9 protein-coding genes are annotated in these 13022 nt (G+C 67.8%); 8 read left to right on the forward strand and 1 reads right to left on the reverse strand.

Annotation, left to right across the window (positions count from 1 at the left end; all coding sequences use genetic code 11):
* Window positions 1-28: 28 nt before the first annotated feature.
* The gene (locus AC1RQG_RS02125) at window positions 29-2374 is read right to left on the reverse strand and encodes a penicillin-binding protein 1A (protein WP_493127805.1); all 2346 of its coding nucleotides are present in this window, start codon (window positions 2372-2374) and stop codon (window positions 29-31) included.
* Window positions 2375-2722: 348 nt separating this feature from the next.
* Here AC1RQG_RS02125 and AC1RQG_RS02130 point away from each other — a divergent pair, with 348 nt between their 5' ends.
* From AC1RQG_RS02130 to AC1RQG_RS02165, 8 genes are read left to right on the forward strand one after another with little or no spacing between them, the layout of a single operon-like run.
* Complete coding sequence (locus tag AC1RQG_RS02130) at window positions 2723-3799, forward strand: pilus assembly protein PilM (RefSeq protein WP_493127807.1); 1077 nt, start codon at window positions 2723-2725, stop codon at window positions 3797-3799.
* On the forward strand, window positions 3799-4464 hold the full coding sequence (locus AC1RQG_RS02135) for a PilN domain-containing protein (RefSeq protein WP_493127809.1): 666 nt from the start codon (window positions 3799-3801) through the stop codon (window positions 4462-4464). Before AC1RQG_RS02130 ends, AC1RQG_RS02135 begins: the two co-directional genes overlap by 1 nt.
* 14 nt (window positions 4465-4478) lie before the next feature.
* Complete coding sequence (locus tag AC1RQG_RS02140) at window positions 4479-5138, forward strand: type IV pilus inner membrane component PilO (protein ID WP_493127811.1); 660 nt, start codon at window positions 4479-4481, stop codon at window positions 5136-5138.
* Window positions 5135-5689: a pilus assembly protein PilP gene (locus tag AC1RQG_RS02145; protein WP_493127813.1), complete on the forward strand. Its 555-nt coding sequence runs from the start codon at window positions 5135-5137 to the stop codon at window positions 5687-5689. The genes AC1RQG_RS02140 and AC1RQG_RS02145 overlap by 4 nt, the downstream gene beginning before the upstream one ends.
* Window positions 5686-7902 carry a type IV pilus secretin PilQ gene (locus AC1RQG_RS02150; RefSeq protein ID WP_493127815.1) on the forward strand — a complete coding sequence of 739 codons (2217 nt, stop codon included), beginning with the start codon at window positions 5686-5688 and terminating at the stop codon, window positions 7900-7902. The genes AC1RQG_RS02145 and AC1RQG_RS02150 overlap by 4 nt, the downstream gene beginning before the upstream one ends.
* Before the next feature lie 57 nt (window positions 7903-7959).
* Window positions 7960-10203 carry a beta strand repeat-containing protein gene (locus tag AC1RQG_RS02155; RefSeq protein WP_493127817.1) on the forward strand — a complete coding sequence of 748 codons (2244 nt, stop codon included), beginning with the start codon at window positions 7960-7962 and terminating at the stop codon, window positions 10201-10203.
* A gap of 12 nt (window positions 10204-10215) precedes the next feature.
* Window positions 10216-11862, forward strand: a complete 1647-nt coding sequence (gene aroKB, locus AC1RQG_RS02160; protein ID WP_493127819.1) for a bifunctional shikimate kinase/3-dehydroquinate synthase AroKB — start codon at window positions 10216-10218, stop codon at window positions 11860-11862.
* Entirely contained in the window at window positions 11862-12998 is a 1137-nt protein-coding gene (locus tag AC1RQG_RS02165; protein ID WP_493127821.1) for a deoxyguanosinetriphosphate triphosphohydrolase, read from the forward strand. Before aroKB ends, AC1RQG_RS02165 begins: the two co-directional genes overlap by 1 nt.
* Window positions 12999-13022 lie beyond the last annotated feature (24 nt).

Below are 13022 nucleotides of genomic sequence, written 5' to 3' on the forward strand. Positions count from 1 at the left end.
AACGGCGCGCCGCGCGCCGCGGCGCCCGTCAGAACAGCTCGTTCTTGACGGTGTCCCTGGCCTTTTCCTCGGCCGGCGTGCCGTGGCCGGGGCCGTCGAGGCTGTGCACGCCGGTGCCGGGCGGGTTCTCCGCGTAATAGTATTCGTCGCCGACCAGCACCATGCCTTCCGGCACGGCCCGTTCCTCGATCGGGATGCTCTTCAGCGCCTTCTGCATGTAGCCGATCCAGATCGGCAGCGCCAGGCCGCCGCCGGTCTCCCGGTTGCCCAGGTTCTTGGGCTGGTCGTAGCCGATCCAGGCGATGCCCACCAGCTTGGGCTGGTAGCCGGCGAACCAGGCGTCGATCGAATCGTTGGTGGTGCCCGTCTTACCGGCGATGTCGGGCCGTTTGAGCACCAGCGCCTTGGTGGCCGTGCCGTAGCGCACCACGTCCTTGAGCATGGAATCCATCAGGAAGGCGTTGCGTTCGTCGATCACGCGGTTCTTCTCGTCGCCGGCCAGGTCGGGCGCGGCCTGCGACAGCACCTTGCCGTCCGCGTCCGTCACCTTGGCGATCAGGTAGGGGCTGATCTTGTAGCCGCCGTTGGCGAACACGGCGTAGGCGCCGGCCATCTGCAGCGGCGTCACGTTGCCCGCGCCCAGCGCCAGCGTCAGGTAGGGCGGGTTCTTGTCGGCGTCGAAGCCGAAGCGGGTGCTGTACTCCTGGCCGTACTTGGCGCCGATCTTGTGCAGGATGCGGATCGAGATCATGTTCTTGGACTTGGTCAGGCCGCGGCGCATGGTCATCGGCCCCTCGTACTTGTTGTCGTAGTTCTTCGGTTCCCACGCCTGGCCGCCGGTCTGGCCGGCGTCGAACGAGATCGGCGCGTCGTTGATGATGGTCGACGGCGACAGGCCGCGCTCGAGCGAGGCCGAATAGATGAACGGCTTGAACGACGAGCCGGGCTGGCGCCAGGCCTGGGTCACGTGGTTGAACTTGTTGCGGTTGTAGTCGAAGCCGCCCACCATGGCCTTGATGGCGCCGTCCTGGGTGCTGGCCGAGATGAAGGCCGATTCGATCTCCGGCATCTGCGTCACCAGCCAGTCCTTGCCCTCCTGCATCACGCGGATCACGGCGCCGCGGCGGATGCGCTTGTTGGGCGGGGCCTTGTCCGACAGCCACGCGCGGCCCATCTCCAGGCCCGCGCCCGTGATCGCGATCTCCTCGCCCGAGGCGGTGACGGCCGTGATCTTCTGCGGCGAGGCCTGCAGCACCATGGCGGCCACGATGTCGTCGCTGTCGGGGTGGTCGGCCAGCTCGGTCTCGATGGCGTCGTCGGCCTCCTCCTTGTTGCCGGGGATGTCGATGTAGGCTTCCGGGCCGCGGTAGGCGTGGCGCTTCTCGTAATCCATCACGCCGCGGCGCAGCGCCAGGTAGGCCGCGTCCTGGTCGGCCTTGGTGATGGTGGTGAACACGTTCAGGCCGCGCGTGTAGGTGTCCTCCTTGAACTGCTCATAGACCAGCTGGCGCGCCATCTCGGCCACGTACTCGGCGTGCACGCCGAACTCGCTGCTGTCGGTCTTGACCTTGAGCTGCTCGGCCCTGGCCTGCTCGAACTGCTGGTCCGTGATGTAGCCGAGCTCGTGCATGCGCTGCAGGATGTACTGCTGGCGCGCCCGCGCGCGCTTGGGGTTGACCACCGGGTTGTAGGCCGACGGCGCCTTGGGCAGGCCGGCCAGCATGGCCGCCTCGGCCACGGAGATGTCCTTCAGGTTCTTGCCGAAATAGATCTGGGCCGCCGACGAGAAGCCATAGGCGCGCTGGCCCAGGTAGATCTGGTTCATGTAGACCTCGAGGATCTGGTCCTTGCTGAGGTTCTGTTCGATCTTCCACGCCAGCAGCGCCTCGTAGGCCTTGCGCTTGAGCGTCTGCTCGCTCGACAGGAAGAAGTTGCGCGCCACCTGCTGGGTGATGGTGGAGGCGCCCTGGCGCGCGCCGCCCGTCAGGTTGTGCAGGGCCGCGCGCGCGATGCCCATGTAGTCGATGCCGCCGTGCTCGTAGAAGCGGTCGTCCTCGATGGCCAGCACGGCCTTCTTCATCACGTCCGGGATGTCCTTGAAGCGCACCAGGTTGCGGCGCTCCTCGCCGAACTCGCCGATCAGCACGTTGTCGGCGGAGAAGATGCGCAGCGGCATCTTGGGCCGGTAGTCGGTCAGCGTGTCCAGCGCCGGCAGGTTGGGGTAGGCCAGCGCCAGGCCCAGCACGACCAGCAGCACGGCGCCCACGCCCAGGCCGACCATGGCGAGGGCGGCCATCAGGAGGAAGCGGCGGGGTTGGCCGCCCTTGCCGGCGGGCGGATTGTTGGCGGGGGGCGCGGTCGGAGTGGAAGTCATGCGTGCGTTCGCTTTCGGTGTCAGGTGCGGGCCATTATAAGCGAGCGGCCATGGCGGCGGCGCGATGCTGGCGCGGCACGGGAAATTTCTCCGTGAACAACAAAACAACTTAGTTATCCGGGGTGCCACAGCGTGGCGCGCGAGTGTGGCGCGACGGGCACACACGGCCAATTGTGCACAATAGAAATACCTTTACACTTATATTGCCAGCATTTAATGTACCAACTTATGTTCGCAGTCTAAACGCTGGTTTTACAACGAGTTCCCTATGCAAACAGTTCCAGTGCACGTCAGGCAGCGCAGCGGCGACGTCGGCCGTGCCGCCATCCATGACCGCGGGGGGCGGCGATGATCGATCTGCAAAACCTGCTGGGCCAGGGCACGCCGCCGCTGGTCGGGATCGACATCAGCACCTCCGGCGTGCGCCTGGTGGAACTGGCGCCGGCCGGCAAGGACGGCATCCGGCTGGAGCGCTACGCGGCCGAGCCGCTGCCGCGCGGCGCCGTGGTGGACGGCAACATCGAGAACATGGACCAGGTGGTCGACGCCGTGCGCCGCGTGTGGAAGAAGAGCGGCACGCGCGCCCGCCATGCGGCGCTCGGCATGCCGCCGGCGTCGGTCATCACCAAGAAGATCATCCTGCCGGCCGGCCTGTCGGAGGACCAGCTCGAAGTGCAGGTGGAGTCCGAGGCCAGCCAGTACATCCCGTTCGCGCTCGACGAGGTCAGCCTGGACTTCGACGTGATCGGCCCGGCCGCCGGCTCGCCCGAGGACATCGAGGTCATGCTGGCCGCCTCGCGCCGCGAGAAGGTCGAGGACCGGGTGGCCATCGCCGAGGCCTCGGGCCTGAAGGCGCTGGTGATGGACATCGAATCGTACGCCGCGCGCGCCGCGCTCGACCGCGTGATGGCGCTGCAGCCGGACGCCGGCGCCGGCCAGGTGGTGGCGCTGTTCCAGATCGGCGCCCAGGCCACCCACATCTCCGTGCTGCTCGACGGCGCCACCATCTACGAGCGCGAACAGGCGTTCGGCGGCAACACGCTGACCCAGGACATCGTGCGCGCCTACGGCATGGCGTGGGACGAGGCCGAGGCGCGCAAGAAGTCGGGCGAGCTGCCCGACAACTACCGCGACGACCTGCTGACGCCGTTCCTGGAGAGCGCCGCGCTGGAGGTGACGCGCGCGATCCAGTTCTTCTTCACGTCCACGCCCTACACCAAGGTCGACCAGCTGTACCTGGCCGGCGGCTGCGCGCTGATCCCCGGCCTGCTGGACCTGGTGGCCAGCCGCACCAAGATCTCCAGCGCCGTGGTGTCGCCGTTCAAGGGCATGACGCTGGCGCCGTCGGTGCGTGAATCGCAGTTGCGCACCGACGCGCCTGCCTACCTGGTCGCCTGCGGCCTGGCCTTGCGGAGGTTTGGCTGATGATACGGATTAACCTGCTGCCCCACCGCGAGGAAAAGCGCAAACAGAAGAAGGCCGCCTTCTTCGCCCTGCTGGGCCTGGGCGCCATCGCCGGCGCCGCCATCGTGCTGCTGGTGGGCGCCTACAACGCGCGCCGCATCTCGATCCAGAACGAACGCAACCAGGTGATCAAGGCCGCCATCGTCTCGCTCGACAAGAAGATCGCCGAGATCGCCACCCTGAAGCAGGAGATCGCCGCGCTCAAGGCGCGCCAGCAGGCCGTCGAGGATCTGCAGGGCGACCGCAACCAGCCGGTCTACCTGATGGACGAGCTGGTCAAGCAGACCCCGGCCGGGGTCTACCTGAAGGCCTTCAAGCAGGATGGCCAGAAGGTCGCCGTCAACGGCTACGCCCAGTCGCAGGAACGGGTGTCCGAGCTGCTGCGCAACCTGGCCGGCGCCTCGCCGTGGCTGGAGCGGCCCGACCTGATCGAGGTGCGCTCGACCGGCCTGGGCCAGGGCAAGACGGCCAAGAAGGTGGTGGAGTTCAACCTGACCGTCAACATCAAACGGCCGCGCGACAAGGACCAGCCCGCGCCGGGCGCCAAGCCCGGCGCCAACGCCGGCGCCCATCCGGCCGGCGTGGCCAGCGCGCCGGCGACCGGCTTGCCGCCGGCCAAGCCTTGAACACAGGAACCGACATGGCCGATCTGAAATTAATGGGGGAGTCGCTGGCGGCGCAGTTCCGCGGCCTGAACGACCGGCATCCGGGCCAGTGGCCGCTGGCGCCGCGCCTGCTGTGCGCGCTGGGCGTGCTGGCCGGCGTGGTGGCGCTCGGCTACTTCGCCTACTGGGACAGCCAGTTCGAGGAGCAGGACGCCGGCGCCCAGACCGAACTGAAGCTGCGCGACGAGTACCGCTTCAAGGCCGGGCAGGCCGTCAACCTGGACGCCCTGCGCGCCCAGAAGGTGCAGGTGGACCAGTACGTGGAGCGGCTGCAGAAGCAACTGCCGAGCAAGGCGGAGATGGCGGCCCTGCTGTCGGACATCAACCAGGCCGGCCTCGGGCGCGGCCTGCAGTTCGAGCTGTTCAAGCCGGGCCAGGTGGTGGTCAAGGATTACTACGCCGAGCTGCCGATCGACATCAAGGTCACCGGCAGCTACCACGACATCGGCGCGTTCACGGGCGACATGGCCAACCTGCCGCGCATCGTCACGCTCAACAACATGGCCATCACGGCCGGCAAGGATGGCGGCCTGACGCTCGACGCCGTGGCCAAGACCTTCCGCTACCTCGATCCGGAAGAGGTGGCGGCCCAGCGCAAGGCCATGGCCGACAAGAAGAAGGCGGCGAAGAAATGAAGACTGAGCTCCCCAAACAGCTGGCCATGCTGGCGGCGCTGGGCGCCACGCTGGCGCTGGCCGGCTGCGGCAACAGCGACGAGCAGGAAGTGCGGCAGTGGATGAAGGAGGTCGACGGGCAGGCGCGCGTGGCCGTGCCGCCGCTGACCCCGCCCAAGACCTTCATCCCCTTCGTGTACGCGTCCAACGACGCGGTCGACCCGTTCAATCCGAACAAGCTGCTGGTCGAGCTGGCCAAGGCCGCCAACCGCGGCGGCGGCGTGCGGCCCGACATGGAGCGGCGCAAGGAGTTGCTCGAGAGCTTCCCGCTCGACACCGTCAAGATGGTGGGCACGCTGCAGAAGGGCGGCGTGATCTACGCCCTGCTGCAGATCGACCGCTCGGTGTACCAGGTCAAGCCCGGCCAGCACGTGGGCCAGAATTTCGGCCTGATCACCAGCGTGACGGAGGGCGCCGTCAATATCAAGGAAATCGTCCAGGATGCGACCGGCGACTGGGTCGAACGCATGTCGAAGTTGGAGCTGCAGGAAAGCAAGGAGACCACCAAATGAGCCCATTCCTCCCCACCTTGGCCGCGCGCGCGCGCCGGGCCGGCCCCGCGCTGGGCCTGGCGCTGGCGCTGGCCTGCGGCGCCGTCTGGCCGGGCGTCGTGCTGGCCCAGCCGGCGGCCGCCGCGGCCGCCGCCGCCAACGCGATCGAGTCGGTCACGGCCAACCAGCAGGGGGCCAACGTGATCGTCAAGATCGCGCTGCGCAACGCGCCCGACAAGCTGCCGATCGGCTTCGCCATCACCAACCCGCCGCGCATCGCGCTCGACTTCGGCGCCACCGTCAACGCCACCGGCAAGACCACCCAGGAACTGAACCTCGGCGATCTGCACAGCGTGAACGTGGTGCAGGCCGGCGAGCGCTCGCGCCTGGTGTTCAACCTCAAGCGCAGCCTCAACTACGCCACCGCCATCGACGGCAACGCCATCATCCTCACCATCGACGGCTCGGGCGGCGTGGCCACGGCCGTCGACGCCAGCGGCCTGCCGGTGGCACCGCCCAAAACCGCCGCCACCCCGGCCGCCGGCAGCGGTCGTCAGCTGCTGCGCGACCTCGACTTCCGCCGCGGCGCCAACGGCGAGGGCCGGGTGGTGGTCGACCTGCCCAACAGCCAGGTGGCCGTCGACGTGCGCCAGGTGGCCACCGGGGTGGTGGTCGACTTCCTCAAGACCGGCCTGCCCGAATCGCTGCGCCGGCGGCTCGACGTGGGTGACTTCGGCACCCCCGTGCACCTGATCACCACCGTGCCCCAGGGCGAGAACACGCGCATGACGATCGAGGCGCGCGGCCTGTGGGAGCAGAGCGTGTACCAGAGCGAGACGCAGCTGGTGATCGACGTCAAGCCGATCAAGGAGGACCCCAACAAGCTGACCCAGGGCACCCAGGGCTACCGCGGCGAGAAGCTGTCGTTCAACTTCCAGAACGTGGAGGTGCGCGCCGCGCTGCAGGCCATCGCCGACATCTCGGGCCTGAACATCATCACCAGCGACAGCGTGTCGGGCAACCTGACGCTGCGCCTGAAGGAGGTGCCGTGGGACCAGGCGCTCGACGTGGTGCTGCAGGCCAAGGGCCTCGACATGCGCAAGAACGGCAGCGTGCTCTGGATCGCGCCCAAGGATGAGCTGCTGACCAAGGAGAAGCTGGAGCTCGAGCAGAAGGCCCAGATCGCCGACCTGGAGCCGCTCAAGTCCGAGATCTTCCAGCTCAACTACCAGAAGGCCGAGGCCTTCAAGACCGTGTTCGGGCTCGACGGCGGGGCCGGCGGCGACAAGAACCGCATGCTGTCCAAGCGCGGCAGCGCCATCATCGAGCCGCGCACCAACCAGCTGTTCGTGACCGACATCGCCTCCAAGCTCGACGACATCCGCAAGCTGATCGCCAAGACCGACATCGCCACCAAGCAGGTGCTGATCGAGGCCCGCATCGTCGAGGCCAGCGACACCTTCACCCGCAACCTGGGCGCCAAGCTCGGCTTCGCCGACCTGCGCACCATGCGCGGCGGCGACTCGGGCTACCAGATCGGCAACAGCAACACCCGCGTCGCCATCGGCGGCAACATCACGGGCGTGGGCCAGGTGACGGGCCAGACCCCGGACAAGGGCGACGGCTACACCAACAGCCAGTTGATCAACCTGCCGGCCGCCAACATCAACGGCGTGTCGGCCGGCAACCTGGCCGTCAGCCTGTTCTCGTCGGCCGCCAACCGCTTCCTGAACCTGGAACTGTCGGCGCTGGAGGCCGACGGCACCGGCAAGATCATCTCCAGCCCGCGCGTGATCACGGCCGACAAGGCGGTGGCCCTGATCGAGCAGGGCATCGAGCTGCCGTACCAGGTGGCCACCAGCAGCGGCGCCACCTCGATCGTGTTCCGCAAGGCCAACCTGCGGCTGGAGGTGACGCCGCAGATCACGCCCGACGGCAACGTGGTGGTGGACGTGGACGTCAACAAGGACAGCGTGGGCCAGGAGACCCGGGCCGGCTTCGCCATCGACACCAAGCACGTCAAGACCCAGGTCATGGTCGAGAACGGCGGCACGGTGGTGCTGGGCGGCATCTACCAGCAGGTCGAGCGCAAGGAGGTCAGCAAGGTGCCGTTGCTGGGCGACGTGCCGTTGCTCGGCTACCTGTTCCGCACCACGGGCCGCACCAATGACAAGACCGAATTGTTGGTATTTATTACGCCGAAGATTGTCGCCGAGCGGCTCTCGACGCGATAATGACAACGTTGCGCAGCAAACAAGGGTAATGCGATGATCACTACAGGAAAAAGCGTCATGAACAAATTCACCGGATGGCTGGCGCTGCTCGCCTGCTCCACGCTGCTGGCCGCCTGCGGCGGCGGCGGCGGCTCGCCCGGCACCAACAGCAACGGCGTGGCGCCGTCCAAGGCCGCCAGCGTGGTGCTGATCGCCAGTGCCAGCACCATCGACTCGTCCGGCATCGACGGCACCGAGGTGACGCTGACGGCCATCGTCAAGGACGCCAACAGCAACGTGCTGCCCGGCGAGACGGTCAGCTTCTCGGCCGATTCGGGCAACATCACCAACACCGTGCGCCAGACCAATTCCAGCGGCGCCGTGGTCGAGAAACTCAACACCAAGGGCAACAGCACGCCGCGCGTGATCACCATCACGGCCAGCGCCGGCAACGCCACCTCGGCCCCGGTCAAGGTGACCGTGGTGGCCGCCAGCCCGACCCTGGTGCTGACCGCCGATTCGGGCGTGCTGCAGTCGGCCGGCGCCTCGGGCAACGAGGTCAACCTGGTGGCCCTGGTCAAGGACGCCAACAACTCCGTCATGGCCGGCGTCAAGGTCGACCTGTCGGCCGACTCGGGCAGCCTGACGCTGACCAACCGCACCACCGACGCCAACGGCAAGGTGACCGAGAAGCTGAGCACGGGCGGCGACCCGACCTCGCGCACCATCACCGTCACGGCCCGCACGCCGGGCGCGAAGGACGCCACGGCCATCGTCAACGTGGTCGGCAACAAGCTGGTCATCAACAACAGCAGCACCGTCAAGGTGGGCGCCAGCACCGACGTCACCGTCAAGCTGGTCGACTCGGCCGGCAACGCGCTGGCCGGGCGCGCCGTCACGTTCACCTCGGGCGCCAACGCGCTGACCGTCAAGGGCGGCGGCGCGGCCGTCACCAACACGGCCGGCCAGCTGGTGCTGAGCTACTCGGCCATGACGGCCGGCGCCGACACCATCGTCGTCAAGGCCATGGGCGAGACGGCCACCTCGAGCATCAACATCAGCTCGTCCAACTTCAATGTGGCGGCCGTCGACGGCGCCGGCAACCCCGTCACCAGCGCCAACACCAACACCTGCCAGGCCGTGGCTATCCACTACGACGTGGCCGGCGTGCCGCAGGCCGGTTCGGTGGCCCTGAGCGCCTCGCGCGGCACCATCTACAGCGACCCCGGCTGCGGCGCCGTCCTGAACGCGCCGCTGACCCTGGTCAACGGCAACGCCACCGGCTACGTGTCGGCGCTCAGCCCCGGCGTGGCCACGCTGACGGCCAACGCGGGCGGCGTGACGGTGCAGGGCACGCTCGAATTCCTGGCGCCGCTGACGGCCAGCGCCACCATCAGCGTGCAGGCCGATCCGGCCGTGGTGGGCGCCAACCTGCCGGGCAGCACCGTGCAGCAGACCACGCTGCGCGCCATCGTGCGCGACGGCACCGCCGAGAACAACCTGGTCAAGAACGCCCAGGTGGCGTTCTCCATCGTGACCGACCCCAGCGGCGGCAGCCTGACCCAGCCGTCCGTGGTCACCACGGGCAGCGACGGCTCGGCCTCCGTCAGCTACATCGCCGGCACGGCCGACACCAAGCTCGACGGCGTGACCATCAAGGCCCAGCTGCAAGGCGCCTCCACCGCCAGCGCCCTGGCCACACTGACGGTGGCCAAGAAGTCGCTGTTCATCAGCGCCGGCACCGGCGCCACCATCGGCACGCCGAACTCGGCCACCTACCAGCTCGACTACGCCGTGTTCGTGACCGACGCGGCCGGCAACGCCGTGCCGGGCGTGAACATCACCGGCTCCGTGCGTCCGCGCAATTACTACAAGGGCCAGCTGTACTTCCTGGGCATCCAGGGACCGTGGGGCATCAGCACCGACGTCGACAAGATCCCGACCTCCTGCCTGAACGAGGACACCAACAGCAACGGCATCCTGGAATCGGGCGAGGACGTCAACGGCAACGGCCGCCTCGACCCCGGCATCCCGATCACCGTGACCTCCAGCGGCACCACGGACGCCAACGGCCAGGCCATCGTGTCGCTGATCTACCCGCGCGACCGCGCCAACTGGCTGGACGTGGACCTGACCATCCGCGGCCAGGTGTCGGGCACCGAGGCCCGCTATGTCGGCTACGCCAAATTGCCGGGCCTGGCGTCCGACTACACTTCCGTGACGACCACGCCGCCGGGCCGCTACAGCCCGTACGGCACCGTGCGCACCGGCGACACTTATAATGGCGTCGTCGTGGCCAACGGCTGTACGATCAACAATTAAGTTCGGAAGTCAATGCAAAATGTGTTCTTAGTGGGGCTGATGGGGGCGGGCAAGACGACGATAGGCCGCATCCTGGCCCGCAAGCTGGGTTTGAAGTTCATCGACTCGGACCACGAGATCGAGGCCCGCACCGGCGCCTCGATCCCGTGGATCTTCGAGATCGAAGGCGAGCAGAGTTTCCGCCGCCGCGAGGCGGAGGTGATCGGCGAGCTGACGGCCCAGCAGGGCATCGTGCTGGCCACCGGCGGCGGCGCCATCCTCAACGCCGACAGCCGCGCGTTCCTGAAGGCGCGCGGCACCGTGATCTACCTGCGCGCCAGCGTCAACAGCATCCTGGCCCGCACCGCCCACGACAAGAACCGGCCCCTGCTGCAGACGGCCGATCCGCGCAAGAAGCTCGAGGAATTGATGGCCCAGCGCGACCCGCTCTACCAGCAAGTGGCGCACATGGTGATCGATACGGGCCGACCTAACGTACAATCGATGGTTCAGACCATTTTGACCGAGCTGGACGGCCTGGCATGCCAGGCCGCGCCCGATTGCGTCACACAAGCCGAGCCATCGATGAGCGAACAAACCACCATTCTTTTAAACGTAGACCTGGGCGAGCGCAGCTACCCCATTGCGATCGGTCCCCGATTGCTGCACGACGGCGCGCTGCTGGCGCGCCACGTGGGCGGCCGCAAAGTGGCCATCGTCACCAACACCACCGTCGCGCCGCTGTACCTGGCGCGGATCGAGGAGCAGCTGCGCGCGGCCGGCAAGGACGTCACGTCCATCGTGCTGCCGGACGGCGAGGAGCACAAGAACTGGTCCAGCCTGATGCACATCTTCGACACGCTGCTGGCCAACAAGGCCGACCGCAAGACCACGCTGGTGGCGCTGGGCGGCGGCGTGATCGGCGACCTGACCGGCTACGCGGCGGCCAGCTACATGCGCGGCATCGACTTCATCCAGGTGCCGACCACCCTGCTGTCCCAGGTCGACTCGTCGGTGGGCGGCAAGACCGGCATCAACCACCCGCTGGGCAAGAACATGATCGGCGCGTTCTACCAGCCGCGCGCCGTGATCGCCGACACGGCCACGCTGGAGACGCTGCCCGACCGCGAACTGTCGGCCGGCCTGGCCGAGGTGATCAAGTACGGCGCCATCATCGACGCCCCGTTCTTCGACTGGATCGAGGCCAACATCGGCAAGCTGGTGGCGCGCGACAAGGTCGCGCTGGCCTACGCCATCGCCCGTTCGTGCGAGATCAAGGCCGACGTGGTGCGCCAGGACGAGCGCGAGGGCGGCCTGCGCGCCATCCTCAATTTCGGCCACACCTTCGGCCACGCGATCGAGGCGGGCATGGGTTACGGCCAGTGGCTGCACGGCGAGGCCGTCGGCTGCGGCATGGTGATGGCGGCCGACCTGTCGCACCGCATGGGCCTGGTGGACGCGGCCACGGTGGCGCGCGTGCGCGCGCTGGTGGCGGCGGCCGGCCTGCCCGTCAAGGCGCCCGACCTGGGCGTGGCGCGCTGGCTGGAGCTGATGGAGGTCGACAAGAAGAACGAGGGCGGCGCCATCAAGTTCATCCTGCTCAAACCGCTGGGCGCGCCCAGCATCACCAACGCGCCGCAGGAACTGCTGCTGGCCACGCTGGCGGCCTGCGTGCAGTGATGCATCCGGAAGCGCACCTGGCCCCGTACGCCGCCCACAGCGAGGGCGGGCTGGGGCGGCGCTATCCGGAGACGGCGCACGCCTCGCGCAGCCAGTTCCAGCGCGACCGCGACCGCATCATCCACAGCTCGGCCTTCCGCCGGCTCGAATACAAGACCCAGGTCTTCCTCAACCACGAGGGCGACCTGTTCCGCACCCGCCTCACCCACAGCCTCGAGGTGGCCCAGATCGGCCGTTCGCTGGCGCGCAACCTGCGCCTGAACGAGGATCTGGTGGAGGCGATCTCGCTGGCCCACGACCTGGGCCACACGCCGTTCGGCCACGTGGGCCAGGACGTGCTCAACGAATGCATGAGGGACCACGGCGGCTTCGAGCACAACCTGCAAAGCCTGCGCGTGGTGGACGAGCTGGAGGAGCATTACGGCGCCTTCAACGGCCTGAACCTGATGTTCGAGACGCGCGAGGGCATCCTCAAGCACTGCTCGCTGGCCAACGCCCGTTTGCTGGGACCGGTGGCCGAACGCTTCATCCAGCGCACCCAGCCCTCGTTGGAGGCGCAGCTGACCAACCTGGCCGACGAGATCGCCTACAACAGCCACGACATCGACGATGGCTTGCGCTCTGGCCTGATCACCATCGCCCAGCTGGAACAAGTCGATTTCTTCGCCCGATTGTGGCGCGACGTGCAGGCCACGTATCCGGGCCTGTCCGGCCGGCGCGCCATCTACGAAACGCTGCGCCGCCTGATCACGGCGCTGGCCGACGACCTGATCGTCACCTCGGGCCAGTTGCTGGCCGACGCGGCGCCGGCCGACATCGCGGCGGTGCGCGCCGGTCCGCCGCTGATCCGCTTTTCCGATGGCATGCGCAAGGATGCCACCGAGCTCAAGCGCTTCCTGCGCGCCAACCTGTACCAGCATTACCAGGTCAACCGCATGCGCGTGAAGGCCAGCCGCATCGTGCGCGAGCTGTTCGAGGCCTTCATGGCCGAACCCGTGCTGCTGCCGCCCGATTATCAGGACCAGTCGGGCGACGCCAACAAGCGAGCCCGCAAGATCGCGGACTACATCGCCGGCATGACGGACCGTTACGCGATCCGCGAACACCGCCGCTTGTTCTCGCTCGAGGAATTGTAAGCCCGCCTGACACCGCGCAAAGTC

This window comes from Rugamonas sp. GW822-FHT03B10 (genome assembly GCF_058801745.1).